Genomic DNA, 23,271 nt, shown 5'->3' on the forward strand with positions numbered 1-23,271 from the left:
ACGGATTCAGGCCCCTGCGAATGCTCCGCGAACGGGCAGCCACAGAGGCCTGAATGACAGACGACTAATTGATGTTGATTATGCCACGCCGTCCTGACGATCCAGGACACTGGCCAGCGCCTGCTCGAAACCCGTCGCCTGTCCGGCGGACGCGGTCGGGTCCTGCTGGCGGACGTCGATGACGTGCCCGGTCAGCTCGGACAGGAGCACGTCGAGCGAGGTGCGGGCGACGGCCTCGGAGGAGAGCAGGCTGCCGGCCGGCTCCTGGCCGAAGGCCTTGGTGCGCATCGGCGTGGCGGTGCGCTCCGGGTTGACGCAGTTGACGCGGACGCCGTCACCGGCCCATTCGTCGGACAGGGCCTGGGTGAGGTTCACCATGGCGGCCTTGGTCGAGGAGTAGAGGCTGTACTCGGCGCGGCCGCGGGTGTAGCTGCTGGAGGTGTACAGCAGCAGCTGGCCCTTGGTCTCGGCGAGGTACTTGTACGACGAGCGGGCGATCTGCACCGGGGCCAGGTAGTTGACCTTCAGCGCTTCCTCGATGGTCGCGTTGTCGGTCTCGGCCAGCTTGCCGATGCGCAGCACGCCCGCGGTGTTGACCACGTAGTCGATGCGCCCGGTCTCGGCGTACGCCTTGGACAGCGCGTCGTCGACCTCCTCCGGGTTCTCGACGTGGGTGCCGGTGGTGGAGCGGCCGAGGGCGTACACCTTGGAGCCGTAGGACTCGGCGAGTTCGGCGATGTCCTTGCCGATGCCGTACGAGCCGCCGAAGACGACGACGGTCTTGCCGGTGAGGAGCTCGCGGTACAGCTCCTCGCTCTTCTGCTCGGGCGTGGCCGTCGAGGCCAGCTGGAAGAGCTTGTCGGCGATGAAGACGTCGACGGGCTGAGTGACCTTCATGTTGTACTCGTCGCCCGCGACGACGTGGATCGGCACGTCCGGCAGGTACTTGAGGACGACCGAGCAGTCGTCCGTGGCCTGGAAGTTGGGGTCGCCGGCGGCGACCTCGTAGGCGCGGCGGATCGTGGACAGCTTGAAGGCCTGCGGGGTCTGGCCGCGGCGCAGGCGGGAACGGTCCGGGATCTCGGTGATGAACTCGCCGTCGTCGCCGTGCGTCCGCGTGACGATGATGGTGTCCGCGGACGGGATGGCGACGTCGACCGCCTGGAAGCGCTCGAGCGCCGTCACGCAGTCGTCGATGACGCGCTGCGACAGCAGGGGGCGTACGGCGTCGTGGAACAGGACGTTCACGTCCTCGCCGTCGGCCAGGCCCTCGCCCAGGGCGGCGATGGCGCGCTCGGTGGTCTCGTTCCGGGTGGCGCCACCCTCGATGATCTTCTTGACCTTCTTGAACCCGGCCTTGGCGACGATCTTCTCGATGTCGGGCACGTAACCCGGTGCCATCAGCACGATGATGTCGTCGATCGAGTCGGCCTTCTCGAAAGTGGTCAGGGTGTGCTCGATGACTGCCTTGCCGGCGATCTTCAGCAGCTGCTTGGGGATCGAAAGACCCACACGCTGGCCGGTGCCACCGGCCAGGATCACTGCGGTGGTACGGGGCTTGGCGAAGTGCTGGGACACAGGTGACCTACCTCGGGACGACAGGGAACGTGGAAATGGTCCCACTTGGGGTTACCGCAGTGCAAGGTGAGCGCCGTCCACCGCATATGTGCGCGCAACCTGTGATTCACCTTGCACTCCTGGTGATAGAGAGGCACCTTTCCATGGACTCCGAGGAATTGCTGTGAGTAACTACACAGGGACTCAGCGGCGCCGAAGCCGCTTCAGGCAGCGGTGCCCGAGCACCCTCACGAGTTCCTTCGAGGGCGTCTGGTGAACCGTGCGCGCCTTCGCCGGCGCGGTGTGTCCGACCGGTGCCGCGGCGGCTGCGGCGAGCACGCCGTAGAGCGCCTGGGCCGCCACCTCGGGCGCGATCAGCGGCTCCGCGGGCGCCTCCCCGGCGGGCTCGGGCACGGCGGACAGCAGGGCGGGATCGCCGAGGACTCGTACGCCCATGCGGTTGATCCGCTCCGCCATCTCGGCGCCGATCCCGGCGGCGGCCTCGACGGCCCACCGGGGCGTTTTGATCTTCACGCCTTCGGGGCCGGGAGTGCACGTGTTCTTCATGTGCATCACGGCGCCGTATCGGACGAGCTGTGAATAGAGCTCGTCCGGGAGTCCATTGCCGCGGAATTCCACATTAAGATTCCGCAGCATTTCGGTCTCGGCGAGGGTAAGAGAACGGTTGGCCGCGTCCGGAACCGGCTGCAGAAGATTCGCGGGCAGTCCGAGGAGCTGCTCGAAGGTGCGCAGCAGGCCGCCCCGGTCACGGTCGTCGACCACGACCACGGTGATCCGCTCCGGGCCGGTCACCCGGGCCCAGCGCTCCACCAGCCGGTCGTGCCGGTGGCGGCGCCAGAAGCTGGGGTTGGGCTTCTCGTACGGGGCCTTCCTGAGCATGTGCTCCAGCCAGTCCTCGTAGCCCATGCGCAGGCCGTTCTGCACGTACTGCTGCCACTGCGAGGGCATGATCCGCACCAGCGGACGCAGCGTGATCAGGGCGTGCACCCGGTCACCGCCGAGTTCCTCGACGACCCGGGCGATGGTGTCGTCGTCGGGGGCGTCGGCGAAGAACTCGCTGCTGATCACCGAGGTGCGCCTGCCGGTGGCGTCCACCTGGTCCACCAGGCGCTGCCAGTGCCGCTCGGTGGGCTTGGTGTTGCCCATCATTCCGGGGCGGGCGCAGGCCGCCAGGGCCGCTTCCATGGGGTGCCTGGTGGTGGCCGGGAAGACGACGCCGTGCTCGCGCATCGCGTCCTTCGCCGCGAACAGCGCCCCCTGGATCGAGGTCGTGCCGGTTTTGTGCGGGCCTATGTGCAGCAGCCGGGTGCCGGCGGGCAGCGGGAGGGTCCCGGTGTTCACCGGATCGTCGTGTCTCGTACAGTCCGTCTCCATGGTCAGAGGACGGTAAGAGAGCTTCCTGAGACTGCGCTGAGAGAGACCTGGGACCCGGATGAGTCCCAGGCTCCCGTCGCACAGGCTTCATACGGCCTGGTCACATGCGGCTGTCACACCAGCCGGACACCGGGCCTGCCCGCGTCGACCCGCAGCTTGGCCAGCGTGCTGGGGGTGGCCTGCGGCCTCACCACCGTGTCCACGATCCTCACCTGCGCGTCGATGCCGTCGCGGCGGACGTCGAGCAGGTGGTAGCCGCGGTGGGCGTCGAGCAGCTTCCAGTGCGGGTTGTCCGGCAGGCGCGGGTCCCACTCCTTGTGGAAGGCGGCCTGGTCCTGGTCACCGTTGCTGGAGACGGAGGTGCCCACGAACTCGGCGCCGACGACCGCGGAGTCCGGGTTCGCGAAGTCCTCCTTCAGGTCGCTGATCATCGTCAGGTGCCGGTCGCCGGTGAGCACGACCGGGTTGCGCACGCTCCTGAACTCCTTCAGGAACGCGTTGCGTTCGGCCTGGTAGCCGTCCCAGGCGTCGTAGAACCAGAGCTTGCCCTCGCCGACCTTGAGGTCGGTCTCGGCCATCATGATCTGCGAGGCGATCAGGTTCCAGCGGGCGGGCGAGTCGCGCAGTCCGTCGAGCAGCCACTGCTTCTGGCCGGCGCCGAGCATGGTCAGCGACGGGTCCTGGGCGCCGGCCTGGCTGGTGGCCTGGTCGCTGCGGAACTGCCGGGTGTCCAGCACGTTGAGCCGGGCCAGCCGCCCGAACTCCAGGCGGCGGTGCATCCGGATGTGCGGGCCGTTCGGTACCGCCGTCGCACGCACCGGCATGTGCTCGTAGTACGCCTGGTAGGCCGCGGTCAGCCGGGCCACGAACGCGTCGTGGGTCTGCTTGTCCGGGTCCTGGGGGATCTCGCCGGCGAAGTCGTTGTCGACCTCGTGGTCGTCGAAGGTGACCACGAAGGGGGCGTTCGCGTGCATCGCCGCGAGGTCGGGGTCGGTGCGGTACTGGGCGTACCGGTTGCGGTACTGGGTGAGGCTGTACGGCTCACCGGTGCCCTCGTGACGTCGTACGGCCGTCGCCGACGGCGTCGACTCATAGATGTAGTCGCCGACGAAGAGGACCACGTCGGGATCCTGGGCCAGCATGTCGGCGTAGGGCGTGAAGTAGCCGTGCTGCCAGTTCTGGCAGGAGGCGAGCGCGATCCTCAGGTTGCCGCCGGAACTGTGCCGGGCGGGGGCGGTGCGGGTGCGGCCGGTGCGGGAGAGCTGTCCGCCGGTGCGGAAGCGGTACCAGTACGTGCGGTCCGGGCGCAGTCCCCGTACATCGACATGAACGCTGTGCCCGTATGCGGGCTGCGCCTGGGCGGTGCCCCGGCGGGCGACCTTTCTGAACCGCTCGTCCTCGGCGAGCTCCCACTGCACCGGCACCACGGTGTCGGGCATGCCGCCGCCGTTCAGCGGGTCCGGGGCGAGCCGCGTCCACAGCACGATGCCGTCCGGCAGCGGGTCGCCGGACGCCACGCCGAGGCTGAACACGCCGTCGGGCAGCGGGGTTTCGGCCGCCCGGGCGGTGCTCGGCAGCCACAGCTGGGCGGAGGCCGCGGCGCCGAGCACGGCGGCGCCGGCGGTCAGAAAGCGGCGTCGGTCGGGCGATACTGCTCCGGTCATCGGGCGAACTCCCCTGCCTCGCTTGTCTCTTCGACAGGGGAAGCTCACGCCCGCGGGCGGTCCGCCCACTGAACCTCAGGGTTCGCGAGCATGACAAATAGCGGGACAACAGGAGACCCGTTGCGACACGGGAAGCACACCATGAACGCGAGTTCGGCGTGACGGGACTTACGGGTCGTCAGTCGACAGAAGCAGGACGGCTGGTCAGTAGGAAAACCCGGAGCCGAGCTTCGCATTCGCCGCGACGGTACCGAGGGTGCCGGCACCGAAGGTGAACGAGCCCGTCGGCGTGATCCCGGACGCGGTGGACCGGAACACCCACACCGAACCGGCCTTCGCGTTCTCCCACGGTGCGCCGACGGCCAGTTCGGCACGGCCGTCGCGGTCGGCGTCCACGAAGTGCCCGGTCAGGCCGAAGCGGTCGGAGCTCTCGGCCGCACCCGGCACGCCCGCCGTGTTCTGGCTGAATACCTGGGCGCCGGTGCCGGTCAGGCCCTTGGCGCCGCCGCGCAGGACGACGAAGCTCCCGGCGTTGTACAGCCCGCCGAAGTCCTCGCCGGGCACGCCCGCCGCGACGTCGTCGTAGCCGTCACCGTTGACGTCGGCCACCGAGACGTCGGAGCCGAAGAAGTCCCCGAGTTCGGCGGCGCCCGGCACTCCGGCACTGTCCTGGTTGAGGTACGTCGGCCGCGTGCCGTCGGGGCCGGACGCGGTACCGGGGACGACGGCGACCCGGCCGCCCTTGGCGAGCGGGGTGACGAGGTCGCTGTCGTAGCCGTCGAGGCGGCTCACGACGATGTCGTCGTACCCGTCCCCGTTCACGTCACCGAGGTCGACCGACTCGCCGCCCTGCAGCCAGTGGCCGTCGCCGTCGACGACCAGGGACGGCTGCGTGAGCCCGTCCGGGGTGCCCTGCCAGTACGCGATACGGCGGAAGTCGTACTCGTCGCCCTGGTTCGTGGTCGCCACGATGTCGTCGACGCCGTCGCCGTTCACGTCACCGGCGGCCAGGTCCAGGACGCGGGGGTCGGAGTCGTCGATCCCGGCGAACTGCTCCCCGCCGTGCGAGGCGCCGTCCCGCCCGAAGGGACCCTTGACGACCCGCAGTCGCCAGTCGTTCGCCACGGCCACCACGTCGGACGCCCCGTCGCCGTCGACATCGCCGACGGTCAGCCTCCCGCTGCTGCCGAGCCTGCCGTGTGCGGCATCGCTGCTCGTGACCAGCGAGGAGCCCTCCGACAGACCCCGGGCGCCGCCCCAGACGACCTGTACATAGCCGGAGTCGACGCCCCCGTCCGCCGTGTCCTCGCCGGCGACGCCGACGACCAGATCCGCGTACCCGTCCCGGTCGAAGTCGGCGGTGGCGAGCGCGCTGCCGAACTCGTCGCCGGTCTCGGCGGCGCCCGGGATGCCGGCGGTGTTCTGGCTGAAGACCTGCTTGGACGCGGTGGTCAGGCCCTTCGCCGATCCGTACAGCACGGCCACGTAACCGGCCTTCGTCTTCCCGCCGACGGTGGCCGCGGGCGCGGCCACCGCGAGGTCCGCGTAGCCGTCGCCGTTGAAGTCGTCCCGCGACTCGGTGGCGGCGGGGCCGGCCTGGGCCGTCGGGAGGGCGGTGCCGGTGGCGGCGAGCAGGGCGAGCGCGACAACAACGGTTCGACGCAGGCTGCGTGACTGGGGCTGGGGCACGGCTACTCCGGGAATCGAACGGGTTGTTGATTACCCGGTACGACTCGCCGGAGCAGCCGTTGGTTGCCCTGCCTGTGCCACGCCTTCATCTGTGGTTCACGCGGGCCGCGGATCGCGTGAGCGACTAGAACGGCTCGAAGTCGTCGAACTCCTGCGCCGCCTCGTCGTGCTCCGCCTGCTTGTCCCGACGCCGCTGCGCCGCGGGCCGCGGTGCCTCGAAGCGGTGGTCCTCGCCCCGTCGGCCGAGCATCTCGGCGCCCGCCATGACGGTGGGCTCCCAGTCGAAGACGACCGCGTTGTCCTCGGGTCCGATGGCGACGCCGTCACCGGAACGAGCCCCCGCCTTCATCAACTCGGCTTCCACACCGAGGCGGTTGAGCCGGTCCGCGAGATAGCCCACGGCTTCGTCGTTGCTGAAGTCGGTCTGCCGTACCCAGCGCTCGGGCTTCTCGCCGCGCACCCGGAACAGGCCGTCCTCCTCGGGCGTCACGGTGAAGCCCGCGTCGTCGACGGCCTTCGGCCGGATCACGATCCGGGTGGCCTCTTCCTTCGGCTTCGCCGCCCGGGCCGCGCCGATCATCTCCGCCAGGGCGAACGACAGCTCCTTCAGCCCGGTGTGCGCCACCGCCGACACCGCGAAGACCCGGTAGCCCCGAGCCTCCAGGTCCGGCCGCACCATCTCGGCGAGGTCCTTGCCGTCCGGTACGTCGATCTTGTTGAGGACGACGATCCGCGGCCGGTTGTCGAGCCCGCCGTACTCCCGCAGCTCCGCCTCGATGATGTCGAGGTCGGACAGCGGGTCGCGGTCGGACTCCAGCGTCGCCGTGTCCAGCACGTGCACCAGCACGCTGCACCGCTCCACGTGCCGCAGGAACTCCAGGCCGAGGCCCTTGCCCTGGCTGGCGCCCGGAATGAGGCCCGGCACGTCGGCGACCGTGTAGACGGTCGAGCCGGCCGTGACCACGCCCAGGTTCGGCACCAGCGTGGTGAAGGGGTAGTCCGCGATCTTCGGCTTGGCGGCCGACATCACGGAGATCAGCGAGGACTTTCCGGCGCTCGGGTAGCCGACCAGCGCCACGTCCGCGACGGTCTTCAGCTCCAGGACGATGTCCTGCGTACCCCCCGGCACACCGAGCAGCGCGAAGCCCGGCGCCTTGCGCCGCGCGGACGCCAGCGCCGCGTTGCCGAGGCCGCCGCGGCCGCCCTGGGCCGCGATGTACGACGTGCCGTGGCCGACCAGGTCGGCGAGCACGTTGCCCGCCCGGTCGAGGACGACGGTGCCGTCCGGCACCGGCAGGACCAGGTCCTGGCCGTCCTTGCCGGAACGGTTGCCGCCCTCGCCGGGCTTACCGCTCGTGGCCTTGCGGTGCGGGGAGTGGTGGTAGTCGAGCAGCGTGGTCACTGACTGGTCGACGGTCAGGATGACGTCGCCGCCACGGCCGCCGTTGCCGCCGTCCGGGCCGCCGAGCGGCTTGAACTTCTCCCGGTGTACGGAGGCACAGCCGTGGCCTCCGTTACCCGCGGCGACGTGCAGCTCGACGCGGTCCACGAAGGTGGTCATGGGGGGTGCCTCCAGCACTTTGGAAATACGTAGGGGTTTGTCTCTGGGGTAACACGCGAAAGGCGGACCCGCTTCCCGTGAGGGAAGTGAGGTCCGCCTCGCGAAAGCTTCCGATCAGGCGACCGGAACGATGTTCACGACCTTGCGGCCACGGTGGGTACCGAACTCCACCGCGCCGGGCTGCAGCGCGAACAGCGTGTCGTCGCCGCCACGGCCGACGCCCGCGCCGGGGTGGAAGTGGGTGCCGCGCTGGCGGACCAGGATCTCACCCGCGTTGACGACCTGACCGCCGAAGCGCTTCACGCCGAGCCGCTGGGCATTGGAGTCGCGACCGTTCCGGGTGGACGATGCGCCCTTCTTGTGTGCCATCTCTCCTCAGTCCCTTACTTCGCAGCCGCGGGGATCTCAGTGACCTTGATCGCCGTGTACTGCTGGCGGTGGCCCTGACGACGGCGGTAGCCGGTCTTGTTCTTGTAGCGAAGGATGTCGATCTTCACACCCTTGTGGTGGTCCACGACCTCGGCCTGGACCTTGATGCCGGCCAGCACCCACGGGTCGCTGGTCACAGCGTCGCCGTCGACAACGAGCAGCGTAGAGAGCTCTACGGTGTCGCCAACCTTGGCAGTGGAAATCTTGTCAACCTCAACGATGTCGCCGACAGCAACCTTGTGCTGGCGACCACCGCTGCGCACGATGGCGTACACGCGGATCTCTCTCTCACTCGGGACGGACCCCCTGATGCCAGCCGTTCACACGGACCCGAGGGCCCGATGATCCGGATGCGGACGAGCGGCCTCCCCTGCTCGGCGAGCAGGAGGTGGGTGCTCAGGGGTGGGTGGGTACGGAGACACACCGAGGGTCAAGGTTACGGGCCGCCCCAGGCCTGGTCAAACCGGGCCCGCCCGGCTCGGCGGGGGCCACCGCCCCCGCCTCGGGAATCCCTTACGTGTACCCGAAACGCCTGCGGATACTCTGTGAGCCCGGCCATACACACTACGGCCACTGGCCGTACACGCGTCGGTCACTCCCCACAGGGCTTCTCGACAGGAGACAGGTACAGCAGATGCCGACCAAGGTGAGCGTCATCATCCCGGTGTACAACCCAGGTAAGTACATCAAGCCTTGCATTGACTCGCTGTTGAGGCAGACCCTGCCGTCCGATGAATTCGAAGTTCTCTTCGTGAATGACGGCTCGACCGACGACACGCCCGCCGAGCTGGACGCCCTGGCCAAGGAGCACCCGCATTTCCGGGTGATACACATACCCAATTCCGGCTGGCCCGGAAAACCCAGGAACATCGGTGTGGGCGAGGCCGCGGGTGAGTACGTCCAGTTCCTCGACCAGGACGACTACCTCGCCTCCGACGCGCTGCGCCGGATGTACGACATGGGCCACCGCAACGGCTCCGACATCGTCATCGGCAAGGTGGCAAGCAACTTCCGCGGCGTCCCGCACGGCGTCTTCCGCGTGGACCGGGAGAAGTGCGACCTCCGGGACGCACCGCTGTACGACAGCCTCACACCGCACAAGATGTTCCGCGCGGAATTCCTCCGCGAGAACAACATCGCCTATCCCGAGGGCAAGCGGCGCCTGGAGGACCAGCTGTACATGATGCAGGCGTACTTCCCCGCCAAGGTCGTCTCCATCCTCGGCAGCTACACCTGCTACTACTACTCGAAGCGCGACGACGGAAACAACGCGGGCTCCGCGAAAATCGTCCCGTCCGGTTACTACGGGAACCTCCGCGAGGTACTCGACGTCGTCGTCGACAACACCGAGCCCGGAGAATTCCGGGACCTGCTGCTCCGCCGCTTCTACCGGGTGGAGATGCTCGGCCGGCTCAGCGAGCCCTCCGTCCTCAAGTACGACGCCGCCTACCTGGACGAGATGTGCGACGCGGTGCGGCCGCTGGCCGAGGAGTTCATGGGGGACGGCGTACACGACGGGCTCGGGGCGCTCAGCCGCGTCCGCTCCACGCTGCTGCGCCGCGACGACCGTCAGGGCCTGGTGCGGATCGCCCGCTTCGCCGCCTCCATCAAGGGCACGGCCCGGCTCGAGGACGTCGCCTGGCAGTCCGACGGCAAGCTGTCCGTCGGCGTCACCGCCCGGCTGGTCCAGGGCGAGAAGGGCGAGCCGCTCAAGCTGCTGCGCCGCGACGGCCGGCTCTTCCTGCACCCGGAGTTCACCGAGGGCGTGCTGGAGGACGGCGAACTGGTCGACGTCACGGACGAGCTGAACGGCTTCAAGGCCGAGATGTCCCTGCGCAACCGCGAGACGGCCGTCGAGTGGCCCTGCCCCTCGGAATACACCTCCACCGTCGAGGACCTGGGTGACGGGGCCTGCGAGGTCGTCCTGCACGGCACCGGCAAGGTAAGCCCGCAGGGCGCCAAGGGCCGCGGTCCCGTCTCCCGCGGCTTCTGGGACATCTGGGTCCCGGTCCGCGGTCTCGGCGTGGTCCGCAAGGCCCGCCTGGGTGCCGACCGCGCGGCGCACGTCGACGCCGACTGCCGCCCCGCGCTGCTCGGTTCCCCCGCCCGCCCGGTCATTCCGTACTTCACCGACCCGCACGGCAATCTCACCCTCGATGTCGGCCGCCGCAGCAAGAAGCTGGTGCCGTATCTCGAGAACCGCCCGGTGCAGCGGATGCCCGGCAACCGGCCGGAACTCCGGCTCGACGTGTTCACCCGGCCGAAGACCGCGCCGATGAAGACCGAGCTGGTCCTGAGCTCCGCGGACGGCCGTACGTTCGCGCTGCCCGCCGAGGTCCGCCATGTGGCCGGCCGCGCCCACATCTCCCTCCCCGAGCGCGCGACATCCGTGCCCTCCGGCCGCTGGAACCTTTCGGCGAGGCTGGACGGGGAGAACAGCCCGGCACTCGCGCTCTGCGAAGCGACGGTCGACGGCAGCGGGCGGCTGCGTCTCGGCGATGATGTCGCCATGGTGGATCCCGAGGTCGTGCAGGCGGAACTGAGCAGGCGGCGCAAGGCAGCAGTCCGGCGCAGGCTGCGCGCCGTCGGCGGTCCGGTCGTCCGCAGGCTTCCGTCCCCGGCCCGCAAGAAGCTCCGCCGGCTCGCGGCGAAGCTGGTGGGCTGACCGGCGCCCCACCACGGACACACATCGCAGGCACACAGCGCAACAGCACCACAGTAAGGATGTGATCACCATGCGGGAGCTCAGCATCGCGGGCGCCTGGGTGCACGAACCGAAGGTCTTCCCCGACGCTCGCGGGAGCTTCCACGAGTGGTTCAAGGGAGCGGACTTCGAGGAGTCCACCGGCCACGGCCTGAGCCTTGCCCAGGCCAACTGTTCGATCTCCAGCCGCGGCACCCTGCGCGGCATCCACTTCGCCGACGTGCCGCCCAGCCAGGCCAAGTACGTGAAGTGCGTACGCGGCGCGGTGCTGGACGTCATCGTCGACATCCGCACCGGCTCCCCCACGTACAAGCAGTGGGAAGCCGTGCGACTGGACGACGCGGACCACCACTCCGTCTATCTCTCCGAGGGGCTCGGGCACGCCTTCATGGCGCTGACCGACGACGCGACCGTGGTCTACCTCTGTTCCGAGGGGTACGCCCCGCAGCGCGAACACGGCATCCACCCGCTCGACCCCGAGCTGGGCATCGAGTGGCCGTCGGGCCTGACGCCGGTCCTGTCCGAGAAGGACTCCGCGGCACCGACCCTCGCCGAGGCCGAGGCCCAGGGCCTGCTGCCGTCGTACGAGGCCTGCCAGGCGTACGCGGCGCGGCTGCGCGCCTGAGAGCAACGAAGAGGGGGCCTCGCGGAGCTGTCCGCGAGGCCCCTCTTGCTGTGCCGTTCAGCGGCCCAGTGCCTGCTGTCGTTCAGCCGCCCAGTGCCGCGATCTGGCCGCGCAGCTTCTCGAAGCCCGCGCGCGGGCGGCGCAGGTTCCGGGCCTTGACCAGGGCCGGCCAGAAGTCGGCCCCCAGCAGCGCTTCGGGCTGCACGGCGTGCTTGCGCACGAGGACCTCTTCGGGGACCGCCTGCGGGTCCGGGACGACGTACTCCTTGATGATCTCGTCGTACTTCTGCTTGAGCACCGTGTTCTGCGGGTCGGCCCCGAAGACCACGGCGACACCGGTCGGCGCGGTGTCGATCTCGAGCACCGTCAGATCGGGGCGGTACTTCCGCAGGACGGTCACCAGCTTGTAGACGTCGCCCGTCCAGAACTTGGTGTGCCGGTCGCGGGCCGCCTCGTCGACGTCGCGCGGCAGCATGTCGTCGAGCACGATCACGCTCGACCAGCGGGAGTGCTTCTCCACGTTCATGAAGTCGCGCAGCGCGTACTCGAAGAGGTGCATGCCGTCGATGAACGACAGCTCCAGCGTGGGGTCGCCGCCGAGCATGCCCAGCGGGTCACGGCGGGCGAGGGCGCGAAAGGGGTTACGGCCCCGGCGCAGGTGCACCAGCGGGTCCTTGCGGGCGAAGAAGTCGTCACTGGTCGACTGGACCAGGTGGACGTCGCAGCTGATCGACGTCACGACCTTGAAGGCCGGGTCGATCGCGACGGAGGCGACGCGCGAAAGTGCCAGGCTGCGGCCGTCATTGACGCCGATCTCCAGGTAGTTTCGCGGCCGGTAGATACGGTGCAGTCCACGCAGGAGTTCATGACGGTCCACTGAAGCGGCCTTTCGAGGGGTTCCGGCTGTTCTTGTTTCCGGCGAAGTTACTCATTCAAAGGCTCTGGCGTAAGCTTTCTCGGAAGTTCACTGGAGGTTTACGTACTCACCGGTAGCAAACCGGGTCTCATCCGACCCACCCGAAGCGCCTTCCGTCGCTCGATATCCCCGGTCCGAGATCGAGATCGGCCTCCTTGACGACCAGCGCCGGAGTGAGTCCGACCCCCTCCCGCCCACCGCGCAGCACCTGGACCTCGCCCTCTCCCGGGCCCCCGAGGGCGAGCTCGGCCGCTCGGTCCCCGTTCGTGTCCAGCAGCGCGGCAGAGCCGCCGGGCAGGGCTTGCGCCCCTTCGACCGTGAGGCCTCGGGCACTCCCTCTCAGCAGGACGAGGCTGCTCGCGCCGTCCTGTGGCGTACCGGCCACGACCGAGAACGTCACATCGGCGTATCCGTCGCCGTCGATGTCGCCGACCGCGGGTTCGTAGCCGAACGTGCAGTAGGAGAAGGGCCCTTGAACAGGCAGCCCTGGTGTCCTGTCCGTGATGCGCGCGGGCTTGAGCTTCTCGCTGGGCCCCGAGGGTCCGCCGTACAGGACGGCCACGCGGCTGCCGCCCTCCGGGGTCATGGGATCGCCGAGCATCTCGCAGGCGAGGCCCGCCACGACGTCGGCGAAACCGTCCTTGTTCAGGTCCCCCGTCCGGAGCGGCGCGCCGTGGAAGTCCTTGCCCTGATCGTCCTTCAGGCGCGGCCCCTTGACGAGCTTCCCGTCGGCGGCGCCGCGGTACACGAGGGTGGCGCGGGCAACGGGCGACTCGTCCACGAGGAACGCCCAGGTGACCAGGAGGTCGTCCTTGCCGTCCCCCGTGACGTCCCCGGCGGCGGAGGGGATCGCGACGGAGTACTCCGGGTCGCTCGGCGTCAGGTCGAGGGAGACCGTGCGGCGTGGTGCGCCCTCGCGGCTGAACGGCCCCAGGAGGACCTGGGCGGTGTTCTCCTCGGTCCCGGTGACGACGAGGTCCGCCCGCCCGTCACCGTCGAAATCACCGGCGACAGGGGCGGCGCCCCGCAACCGGGCCGCTCCGGACAACCCCTCGGGGCTTCCCCAGAGGACGAAGACCGTGCTCCTGCCGGCCTGGGTGACGAAGTCGGCTCGCCCGTCCCCGTCGAGGTCGGCGGTCACACCCCGGTTTCCGAACCCGCCCCCCTCGCCTGCCTTGCCGAGCCCCAGGTCGTCCTGGGTCACGACCTGTTGCCCTTCGAGTACCGGGCCCTTCGAGGATCCGCGGATCACGGCCACATACCCGGCGGCGTACTTCCCGTTGACGGTCGCGGACCCGTCGGTGACGACGAGATCCCCGTACCCGTCCCCGTCGAAGTCCGACCGGACGGCGGCCCGTCCGGTCCCTCTCGGCTCGGAGTCCGACGGCACGGGGGTCCGTCCCGGCCCTCTCGATTCGGAGACCGACGGGACGGGGGCCCGGCGCGTCTCACTGTCCTCCGGGTCCGATCCGCCCGCCCCGCACGCGGACAGCAGGAGAACCAGGACCGCGCCGCCGACAAGCTTTTCCCTCATGAGAGTGGGACCACCGGGACTCGCCTTGGGTTGCACGGGTCGCACGAAGAGCCCCGAAAGGCCGGTGGCCGGGCCCCGCCCGAAGGCAGGACCCGGCCACCGCGGTCGTCACATCGGCGCCGATCAGCTCCGCTCGGCCGCGAGCAGCGCGGGAAACGCCTCGGTCAGCGCCTCGCGCCAGTCCCGGATCGGCTCGATGCCCGCCGCCGCCCAGCGGTCGTGGCCCAGCACGCTGTACGCGGGCCGGGGCGCCGGCCGTACGAAGGCCGCGCTGGTGGTGGGGCGGACCCGCTCCGGATCGGCGCCCAGCTGCTCGAAGATGGCCCGCGTGAAGCCGAACCAGGTCGTCTCGCCGTCGCTGGTGCCGTGGTAGACACCGGCCGGTGCGGTACCCGCGAGGGCGCCCTGCCCGAGGCGGACCAGACGGTCGGCGAGGTCGGCGGTCCAGGTGGGCTGGCCGCGCTGGTCGTCGACCACGTCGAGGGTGTCCTTGACGCCCTCCAGCTTGATCATCGTACGGACGAAGTTGCCGCCGCCCGCGCCGTACAGCCAGGCCGTGCGCACCACGTAGCCGGTCTCCGGGAGCACGGTGAGGACGGCCTCCTCGCCCGCCAGCTTGGTGCGCCCGTACGCGCTGCGCGGCCCGGTGGGCGCGTCCTCGGCGTACGGCTTCTCGGCGTCACCGGCGAACACGTAGTCCGTGGACACCTGCAGGAGCACCGCCCCGGTCTCCGCGCACGCCTCGGCGAGGTTGCGCGGGCCGTCGCCGTTGATCCGCAGCGCCTCGTCCTCGCGGGACTCGGCGTCGTCCACGGCCGTCCAGGCGGCGCAGTTGACGACCACGGCCGGGCGGTGCGCGGCCAGCGCCTCGCCCACCGACGCCGGATCGCTGATGTCCAGCTCGGTGCGGGTGGCCGCGACGGCCGGGACCCCCGCGGCGGCGAGCCGCGCGAGGACGTCCTGCGCGAGCATGCCGCCCGCGCCGGTGACCAGCCAGGTCCTGTTGTCGGTCACAGCGCCGCCCGCTCCTTCAGCGGCTCCCACCAGGCCCGGTTCTCGCGGTACCACTGGACCGTCTCCGCCAGGCCCTGTTCGAAGCTCTTGCGGGGCTCGTAGCCGAGCTCCTCGCGGATCTTCGTGCAGTCGACGGAGTAGCGGCGGTCGTGGCCCTTGCGGTCCTCGACGTACTCCACGCTGGTGTCCCAGTCGGCGCCGCACGCCTTGAGCAGCAGCCCGGTGAGCTCCTTGTTGGAGAGTTCGGTGCCGCCGCCGATGTTGTAGACCTCGCCCGCGCGGCCCTTGGTGCGGACCAGCTCGATGCCCTGGACGTGGTCGTCGATGTGCAGCCAGTCGCGGACGTTGCCGCCGTCGCCGTACAGCGGGACCTTCTTGCCGTCGAGGAGGTTGGTGACGAAGAGCGGGATGACCTTCTCGGGGAAGTGGTGGTGCCCGTAGTTGTTGGAGCAGCGCGTGACGCGGACGTCCAGGCCGTGAGTGCGGTGGTAGGACAGCGCGATCAGGTCGCTGGAGGCCTTCGCCGAGGAGTACGGCGAGTTGGGCTCCAGCGGGTGGGTCTCGGGCCACGAGCCCTCGTCGATCGAGCCGTAGACCTCGTCGGTGGAGATGTGCACGAAGGTCTTGATGCCGGCCCGGTGCGCCGCGTCGATCAGCGTGTGGGTGCCGACCACGTTGGTGCGGACGAACTCCGCGCCGCCGTCGATGGAACGGTCGACGTGCGACTCGGCCGCGAAGTGCACGACCTGGTCGTGCTCGGCCATCAGCTTGCCGACGAGCTCCGGGTCGCAGATGTCGCCCTGCACGAAGGCGAATCCGGGGTGCGCGCGCACCTCGTCGAGGTTGGCCGGGTTGCCCGCGTACGTCAGCTTGTCCAGGACGGTGACCGCGACATCACCGGGGCCCTGGGGGCCGAGCAGCGTACGGACGTAGTGCGAGCCGATGAAACCGGCACCGCCGGTCACCAGGATCCGGGTAACGGGGGTCGTCATGAAGAGATCTGCACCTTGCTGTGATCACCGAGCACGAGCCGGTGGGCCTTGGGGTTACGGGGGGCGGGCGTCACCTCGACGTCACGCCCGATGAGCGAGGCCTCCACCCGGCGCACGCCGGTCACGGAGGAGCCGCGCAGCACGATGGAGTACTCGATTTCGCTGTCCTCGATCCGGCAGTCCTCGGAGACGGACGTGAACGGGCCGATGTACGCGTCGTTGACCACCGTGCCGGCACCGATGATGGCAGGTCCGACGATCCGGCTGCCACTGACCCGGGCACCCTCCTCGATGCGCACCCGTCCGATGATCTCGCTGGCCTCGTCGACGGTGCCCGCGTCGAGCGGCTCCACGGTCTCCAGGACGGACCGGTTGACCTCCAGCATGTCGGTGACGTTGCCGGTGTCCTTCCAGTAGCCGGAGATGGTGGTGGAGCGGACGTCACGCTTCTCGTCGATCAGCCACTGGATGGCGTGCGTGATCTCCAGCTCGCCGCGCCAGGAGGGCTCGATGGAGCGGACGGCCTCGTGGATGGCCGGGGTGAAGAGATAGACGCCGACGAGCGCCAGATCGCTCTTGGGCTTCTTCGGCTTCTCCTCCAGGCCCACCACACGGCCGTCGTCGCCGAGTTCCGCGACGCCGAAGGAGGTGGGGTTGGGGACCTTGGTCAGCAGGATCTGCGCGTCGGGCCGCTCGCTGCGGAACCCCTCCACCAGACCGGTGATGCCACCGACGATGAAGTTGTCGCCGAGGTACATGACGAAGTCGTCGTCGCCGAGGAAGTCCTGGGCGATGAGCACGGCATGGGCGAGGCCCAGCGGCGCTTCCTGGGGGATGTAGGTGACCTTGATGCCGAAGAGGGAGCCGTCGCCCACCGCCTCGCGGATCTCGTCCGCGGTGTCGCCGACGACGATGCCGACCTCGCTGATCCCGGCTTCGGCGATCGCCTCCAGGCCGTAGAAGAGCACAGGCTTGTTGGCGACCGGTACCAGCTGCTTGGCCGAGGTGTGGGTGATCGGGCGGAGGCGGGTGCCCGCTCCCCCGGAGAGCACGAGAGCCTTCACGAATTGCGCCCCAATACTGTGCACTTACGGGAACTAGAATCCCAATTTGTCTGAATTTAGCGTCAATCTCGGCTCACATCATAACCCTGCGGCCGGATGAGTGATTCACCTTCCATTCACATACCCGATCCTTACGTGAGGCTCACGGTCCGGCAGAAAAAAAGTGATCCGCCCCGGTCGGACCGGGGCGGATCACTTACTTCGTGCGGCGAGGTGTCAGGACTCGTCGGCAGGTGCCGAGACGGACCGGAGCGACTGCTGCTCGGCCGCCGCCGTCTTCTTCGACGTCGCCTTCTTGGCAGTCGTCTTCTTGGCGACGGTCTTCTTCGCGGCCGTCTTCTTGGCCACCGTCTTCTTGGTGGCGGCCTTCTTCGCCGTGGCCTTCTTGGCCGTCTTACGGGCCGTCTTCTTGGCCGGCGCCGCTTCCTCGGCAGCCGCCTCGGACTCGGTATCGGCCACATTTTCGGCCACATTTTCGGCAGGAGCCTCAACCGGTTCCTCCGCGGCCGACGGGACGACCACGACGGCCGCCTCCTCGGACGCGGTGGACGCGGTGGCCTTGCGCACGGCACGGCGTCGCGGACGGGCCGGGGCGGCGCTCTCGGCGGGCGCCTCGGCAGCGGCCTCGGCCGGGGCGGCCGGAGCCTCCTCGGCCGCCGGCTCAGCCGTCGGCGCGCTCTCGGCGACCGTCACGACGGCCGCCTCGGCCCCCGCCGGCGAACCCGCCGGCGCGGACACCTTGCGGGTCGCCCGGCGACGGACGCGGCCCTTGGGCGCGGCCTCCTCGGCGACCGGCTCCGCGACCGGGGCCTCGACGACCGGGTCCTCGGCGGCGACGGGCTCGGTCTGCGCGACGGCGGCCTGCTCCGGCTGCACCGGACGCTCGACCTCTTCCTCGGCCGTCACGTCCTGAGCCGTGGGAACCTCGGCGCGCACCGCGGCCGGAGCCTCGGCCCTGGCCTCGTCCCGCCTCTCACCGCGCCGGTCGTCCCGGTTCGGCGCGCCCGCCGGAGCCGACGCCCGCCGGCTCGCCCGGCGCCGCGAACGGCCCCGACCGGCCGCGGCCTCCGCCTCGGCGACGCTGCTGTACAGCTCCTCGTCCGGCTCGAATTCCGGCTCGGCCAGCGCCAGGGGCTCGGCGACCTCGGCGGCCACCTCGTCCTCGGTCTCCTCCAGGGCCTCAGCCGTCTCCACGGCCGCATCGTGCTCGTGCTCGTGGATGTGCCCGTCACCACCGCGCCCGCGCTTACGGCGCTTGCCGCCGCCTCCGGCGGAGGTCGGCTGCTCCATGTGGACGATGACGCCACGGCCGTTGCAGTGGACGCAGGTCTCGGAGAACGACTCCAGCAGCCCCTGGCCCACCCGCTTGCGGGTCATCTGGACCAGGCCCAGCGAGGTGACCTCGGCGACCTGGTGCTTCGTACGGTCGCGGCCCAGGCACTCGAGCAGACGCCGCAGCACCAGATCCCGGTTGGATTCCAGCACCATGTCGATGAAGTCGATGACGATGATGCCGCCGAGGTCGCGCAGCCTGAGCTGGCGCACGATCTCCTCGGCCGCCTCCAGGTTGTTCCTGGTGACCGTCTCCTCGAGGTTGCCGCCCTGACCGGTGAACTTGCCGGTGTTGACGTCGACGACGACCATCGCCTCGGTCCGGTCGATCACCAGCGAACCGCCGCTCGGCAGCCAGACCTTGCGGTCCAGCGCCTTGGCGAGCTGCTCGTCGATCCGGTACGTGGCGAAGACGTCGACCTCGCTCGTCCACCTCTGCAGCCGCTCGGCGAGATCCGGCGCGACGTGCGAGACGTATCCGTGGATCGTCTCCCACGCGTCGTCACCGCTCACGATGACCTTGGTGAAGTCCTCGTTGAAGATGTCGCGGACGACCCGGACGGTCATGTCCGGCTCGCCGTAGAGCAGCGTCGGCGCGTTCGAGCTGCCGCCGTTCTTCGACTTCTTCTGGATGTCCTCCCACTGGCCCTGCAGCCGCTCGACGTCCCGGCGCAGCTCGTCCTCGCTCGCGCCCTCGGCGGCGGTGCGCACGATCACGCCCGCGTCCTCGGGGACGATCTTCTTGAGGATGGTCTTCAGCCGGGCCCGCTCGGTGTCGGGCAGCTTGCGGCTGATGCCGGTCATCGAGCCCTCGGGCACGTACACGAGGTAACGGCCGGGCAGCGACACCTGGCTGGTCAGCCGCGCGCCCTTGTGCCCGATCGGGTCCTTCGTCACCTGGACGAGCACGGGCTGCCCGGACTTCAGGGCGCTCTCGATGCGGCGCGGGCCGTTGCCCATGCCCAGCGCCTCGAAGTTGACCTCACCGGCGTACAGCACGGCGTTGCGGCCCTTGCCGATGTCGATGAAGGCGGCCTCCATCGACGGCAGCACGTTCTGCACCTTGCCGAGGTAGACGTTGCCGACGTACGAGGTCGACTGCTCCTTGTTGACGTAGTGCTCGACGAGCACGCCGTCCTCCAGGACGCCGATCTGCGTACGGTCGCCGTACTGCCGGACGACCATCACCCGCTCGACAGCCTCGCGACGGGCCAGGAACTCCGCCTCGGTGATGATCGGAACGCGTCGGCGGCCCTGCTCACGGCCTTCCCGGCGGCGCTGCTTCTTGGCCTCCAGACGGGTCGAGCCCTTGATGGACTGCACCTCGTCGGACGGCTCGGCGGGCTTGCGGGGCTCGCGGACCTTGACGACGGTGCGCTCGGGGTCGCCGTCGGTGGGCTCGGCTTCCGTGGAGGAGTCACCGGCACGCCGGCGACGACGCCGACGACGCCGGCTGCTGCTGGAGCCGCCGGAGTCCTCGCGGTCGTCCGCGTCCTCGGCGTCCTCGTCCTGCTGCTCGGCGGTGTCCTCGGTGTCCTGCGCGGCCTGCTCGTCGGCGTACTCGTCGCCGTCCTCCTGGCCCTCGCCCGACTCGGAGTCGGCCAGGTCGCCCCGGCGACGGCGACGGCCGCCCCGGCGACGGCGACGGCGCGAACCGGTCTCCTCGGCCTCGTCACCCTCGGTGGCGTCGTCGGCCTCCTCGGCCTCGTCCGGCTCTTCCTCCACGACGGTCTCGGCGGCCTGCGGGGCCTGGGCCTCGGGCTCCTGCGCGGGGGCGGAGCCCCGGCGACGGCGACGGCGACGGCCGCCCTGCTCCTCGGCGGTCTCCTCGACCACCTCGGCCGCCTCGACCGCCTCGGGCTGGACCTCGGGCTCCGCCTCGGTCTCGGCCTCGGCAGCCGCCGCGGCGGCGGCCCGCTGCGGCGTCTGGAACTGCGGCTCGGTGAAGACGGGCGCCTGGAACACGGCGACGGCGGGCCGCGACGGCCGGCGCGGAGCCTTGTCGTCCGCGCCGCCGACGGGCTGCGCGGGCGCGGCGAAGCCGGTGGCGGCCTTGCGGGCGACGCGACGACGTCGACGCGGGGAGGCGTCCTCGGCGGTCTCCTCGGCAGCGGGAGCCTGCGCGGCTTCGGCGCGCTCGCTCTCGGCGGCGGGAACCTCGGGCTCGGGAGTGCTCGTCACCACGGCCTCCTCGGCCGACTCGGAGTCGGTACCGGCGGGCGTGGTCACCCGGCGCGTGGCACGCCGACGCGAGCGCCGCGGAGCGGCGTCCTCATCGGTCGCGGGCTGCTCGGCGGTCGCGGCAGCGGTGTCGGTGGGGAGGTCCACCGGCTCGCCGACGGCCTCGGCCGTCTCGACGGCCTGTGCGGCCTCCAGCGTCCCGGCGGCCTCGTCGGTCTTCGGCGCCCCGGCGGGCGCGGAGGCACGGCGGGTGGCACGGCGCCGCGTGGTGCGACCGGCGGGCGCCTCGGCCGTAGCCTCGGCCGCGGCGCTCTCGGCGACGGTCTCGGTGGCGGGGGGCACAACGGTCTCGGCGACCTCGGCGACCTCACCGGCGGCAGGAGCCCCGCCGGGTGCGGACACCCGGCGGGTGGCACGACGCCGCGCTCGAGGAGCGGGCGAGGTCTCTTCGGCCGCAGGGCTCTCGACAGCCTCGGCGACTTCCTGCGCACCGGCGTCACCGGTAGCGCTCACAGGTACGACGGTCTCCGCGGCCTCGACAGCGGCGGAAGCCCCGGCGGGTGCGGACACCCGGCGCGTGGCACGACGCCGCGCACGAGGAGCGGGCGTGGTCTCTTCGGCCGCAGGGCTCTCGACAGCCTCGGCGACCTCCTCGGCCTGAGCCGTCTCGGCGCTTACGGCGAGCTCTTCCTCGTCGGTGACGAGGTCCTCGGCCTCAGCGGCCGCCACGGCCGGCGCGACGGTCTCCTCCGGAGCCTCTGACGAGGCGCCCGGCGGACCCGCCGGGCGGGAAGCGGCCCGGCGCCGACGACGCGGCGGCAGGGTGTCGCTGGGGGTGTTGGGTTCGGAACCCTCAGTGGGTTCGGTCGGTTCGAGCATGCGGGCATATCTCCCGTCAGGCTCCCGGGCGCCGCGCCTGGTCCGGCGATGATGCCGGTGACGTCCGCGGCTCGCGCGTTGCGCGGTGCCGCCGTCCGGGGCGCGGGCGCCGCACGGGAGCTCTCTGTGTCCTGTCTCGCCGGTTCCGTACGCCGAATGCGTACGGCCTGGCGAAAGTCTTGTGGTAAGTGCGCTGCCCGACCCAGGTGGCTCCCGAGTACCAGGGCGGCGCTTACGACGTGCGTCCCTACGCGGAACCTTCCGGCACCAGCTCCGTCGCGGCGGCAGCCGCAGCGGCCGTCGAGAGGGCCGCCGCTGCCTCGCGGTCGGGTGCGAGCGGGTCGGTCACCGTGCCGGTCTCTTCATCGAACAGCCCCTGCGCCAGCCTGGTCACCGCTGCGGGGACCGGCGGCGCCAGGTCGGCCACGGCGCGGAGACCGGACAGGACGTCGTCGGGTCGTACGGCAGGCGTCACGTGCCGAACAACCAGCCGCAGTATCGCACAGGGCTGGTCGGTCGGCCTATCGGCCTGCGGACCGTGCGTTTCAAGGTGCGCGACCGCCGGGCGGGCGTCGAAGGTCCGTACGCCGTTCTTGGTCCGGCGCTGGACCTCGACGAACTCGGCGGCGTTGAAGGCCGCCACCGCGCGCTCGACCTCGGTCGGGTCCGCCCCGTCCAGCCGCAGCTCCCACACGGAAGCCGTGAGCCGGTCGGCGAGCCCGGGGGTCCGGGCCTCGACGGCGTCGATGATGTCGAGCCCTGTGGGCAGCGACTCGTCGAGCAGAACCCTGAGCTTCTCCGGGTCGCGCGCTTCGGTGAGCGCGATCTCGAGAAACTCCGCCTCACTGCCCGTGCCGGTGGGTGCGGCATTGGCGTACGACACCTTCGGGTGCGGTGTGAACCCCGCCGAGTACGCCATCGGCACCTCGGCACGGCGCAGCGCACGCTCGAAGGCGCGCTGGAAGTCACGGTGGCTGGTGAACCGGAGGCGGCCGCGCTTGGTGTAGCGCAGTCGGATGCGCTGCACCGCGGGTGCGGGCGGCGGGCCTTCGGGCTGTCGCTTGCCCAGTGTCGTTCAGTCCTTCGTGAGAGCGGTCGTACTACTACCAAGAGTACGTGTCTCGCCGCCCACAGGTTCCCGCCGGTCCACCACCTGCGGCCGACTCGGCTCCCCGAAGACCATCCGCCGGAAGTCGGCGCGCGCCTGCCGCACGGACTGGCGGGCGGCGGCGAGGGCCTGCCGGGTGGCCTGCCCCACACTGCGCGCGGCCTCGGCGACGGGCCGCAGCACCATGTCCCGGACGACGTGCCCGACCGGCGTCAGCACCGTCCGGTACACCCAGCGCACGGGCTCCACGAAGATCCACCGGAAGAGGGTCCCGAGGAACCGCCCGACGGCGAGCGAGACATACCCCGCTATCCGCCAGGCGTGCCCCAGCGCCACGCCGATCTCCCGCCCGACGACGGCGAGCACGCGCCCGACGGGCACGAGGATCCAGCGCCACAGGGCGAGCACGGGCAGGACGAAAAGGACCCGGGTGATCCAGTAGAGGGCCACCCCGACACCGGTGACGATCATGCGCAGGCACCACACGAGCCCGCCTGCACACCAGGCGATCGCCCGCCCGACGGGTACGAGAATCCAGCGCCACAGGGCGAGCACGGGCAGGACGAAAAGGACCCGGGTGATCCAGTAGAGGGCCACCCCGACACCGGTGACGATCATGCGCAGGCA

At 70.5% G+C, this 23,271-nt stretch carries 16 protein-coding genes and 1 pseudogene; 2 read left to right on the forward strand and 15 right to left on the reverse strand.

The genetic code is table 11. The features are described from left to right. Positions 1-78: 78 nt before the first annotated feature. The 7 genes from ACFWWR_RS05005 to rplU all read right to left on the reverse strand — a co-directional run bounded on the left by ACFWWR_RS05005 (position 79) and on the right by rplU (position 8,570). On the reverse strand, positions 79-1,578 hold the full coding sequence (locus ACFWWR_RS05005; RefSeq protein WP_383870839.1) for an SDR family NAD(P)-dependent oxidoreductase: 1,500 nt from the start codon (positions 1,576-1,578) through the stop codon (positions 79-81). Positions 1,579-1,761: 183 nt separating this feature from the next. Continuing rightward, positions 1,762-2,952 (reverse strand): hypothetical protein, encoded by a 1,191-nt coding sequence (locus ACFWWR_RS05010; protein WP_384302009.1) that lies wholly within the window; start codon positions 2,950-2,952, stop codon positions 1,762-1,764. A 113-nt stretch (positions 2,953-3,065) separates the two neighbouring features. Next, positions 3,066-4,616, reverse strand: a complete 1,551-nt coding sequence (locus ACFWWR_RS05015; RefSeq protein ID WP_384302011.1) for an alkaline phosphatase D family protein — start codon at positions 4,614-4,616, stop codon at positions 3,066-3,068. A 204-nt stretch (positions 4,617-4,820) separates the two neighbouring features. Beyond that, complete coding sequence (locus ACFWWR_RS05020) at positions 4,821-6,305, reverse strand: FG-GAP-like repeat-containing protein (RefSeq protein ID WP_384302013.1); 1,485 nt, start codon at positions 6,303-6,305, stop codon at positions 4,821-4,823. A gap of 124 nt (positions 6,306-6,429) precedes the next feature. After that, complete coding sequence (gene obgE, locus ACFWWR_RS05025) at positions 6,430-7,866, reverse strand: GTPase ObgE (protein WP_383870827.1); 1,437 nt, start codon at positions 7,864-7,866, stop codon at positions 6,430-6,432. Between the two features lie 114 nt (positions 7,867-7,980). Next, complete coding sequence (gene rpmA, locus ACFWWR_RS05030) at positions 7,981-8,235, reverse strand: 50S ribosomal protein L27 (protein WP_020940020.1); 255 nt, start codon at positions 8,233-8,235, stop codon at positions 7,981-7,983. Between the two features lie 14 nt (positions 8,236-8,249). Next, positions 8,250-8,570 carry a 50S ribosomal protein L21 gene (gene rplU, locus ACFWWR_RS05035; protein ID WP_007381993.1) on the reverse strand — a complete coding sequence of 107 codons (321 nt, stop codon included), beginning with the start codon at positions 8,568-8,570 and terminating at the stop codon, positions 8,250-8,252. A gap of 359 nt (positions 8,571-8,929) precedes the next feature. Here rplU and ACFWWR_RS05040 point away from each other — a divergent pair, with 359 nt between their 5' ends. Next, positions 8,930-10,960, forward strand: coding sequence for a glycosyltransferase family 2 protein (locus ACFWWR_RS05040; protein ID WP_383870823.1), 2,031 nt, complete (start codon positions 8,930-8,932; stop codon positions 10,958-10,960). Positions 10,961-11,030: 70 nt separating this feature from the next. Continuing rightward, positions 11,031-11,624, forward strand: a complete 594-nt coding sequence (gene rfbC, locus ACFWWR_RS05045) for a dTDP-4-dehydrorhamnose 3,5-epimerase (RefSeq protein WP_384302015.1) — start codon at positions 11,031-11,033, stop codon at positions 11,622-11,624. A gap of 82 nt (positions 11,625-11,706) precedes the next feature. Here rfbC and ACFWWR_RS05050 read toward each other — a convergent pair whose 3' ends face one another. The 8 genes and pseudogenes from ACFWWR_RS05050 to ACFWWR_RS05085 form a co-directional block, all read right to left on the reverse strand. Continuing rightward, positions 11,707-12,501, reverse strand: coding sequence for a class I SAM-dependent methyltransferase (locus ACFWWR_RS05050; RefSeq protein ID WP_383870817.1), 795 nt, complete (start codon positions 12,499-12,501; stop codon positions 11,707-11,709). Positions 12,502-12,628: 127 nt separating this feature from the next. After that, complete coding sequence (locus ACFWWR_RS05055) at positions 12,629-14,074, reverse strand: FG-GAP repeat domain-containing protein (protein WP_384302017.1); 1,446 nt, start codon at positions 14,072-14,074, stop codon at positions 12,629-12,631. A gap of 123 nt (positions 14,075-14,197) precedes the next feature. After that, positions 14,198-15,088, reverse strand: a complete 891-nt coding sequence (gene rfbD, locus ACFWWR_RS05060) for a dTDP-4-dehydrorhamnose reductase (RefSeq protein ID WP_384302019.1) — start codon at positions 15,086-15,088, stop codon at positions 14,198-14,200. Then, positions 15,085-16,080 (reverse strand): dTDP-glucose 4,6-dehydratase, encoded by a 996-nt coding sequence (gene rfbB / locus ACFWWR_RS05065; RefSeq protein ID WP_383870809.1) that lies wholly within the window; start codon positions 16,078-16,080, stop codon positions 15,085-15,087. The genes rfbD and rfbB overlap by 4 nt, the downstream gene beginning before the upstream one ends. Beyond that, a complete protein-coding gene (locus tag ACFWWR_RS05070) occupies positions 16,077-17,144 on the reverse strand; it encodes a glucose-1-phosphate thymidylyltransferase (protein ID WP_383870806.1) in 1,068 nt (355 codons plus the stop codon). The genes rfbB and ACFWWR_RS05070 overlap by 4 nt, the downstream gene beginning before the upstream one ends. Before the next feature lie 216 nt (positions 17,145-17,360). Then, on the reverse strand, positions 17,361-21,536 hold the full coding sequence (locus ACFWWR_RS05075) for an Rne/Rng family ribonuclease (protein WP_384302021.1): 4,176 nt from the start codon (positions 21,534-21,536) through the stop codon (positions 17,361-17,363). A 247-nt stretch (positions 21,537-21,783) separates the two neighbouring features. Continuing rightward, complete coding sequence (locus tag ACFWWR_RS05080; RefSeq protein ID WP_383870800.1) at positions 21,784-22,563, reverse strand: TIGR03936 family radical SAM-associated protein; 780 nt, start codon at positions 22,561-22,563, stop codon at positions 21,784-21,786. 48 nt (positions 22,564-22,611) lie between these two features. Further along, a pseudogene (locus ACFWWR_RS05085) lies at positions 22,612-23,271 on the reverse strand (hypothetical protein); the annotation flags it as partial.

It is taken from the genome of Streptomyces sp. NPDC058678, assembly GCF_042714835.1.
In the GTDB taxonomy this organism is placed as follows: Bacteria; Actinomycetota; Actinomycetes; order Streptomycetales; family Streptomycetaceae; genus Streptomyces.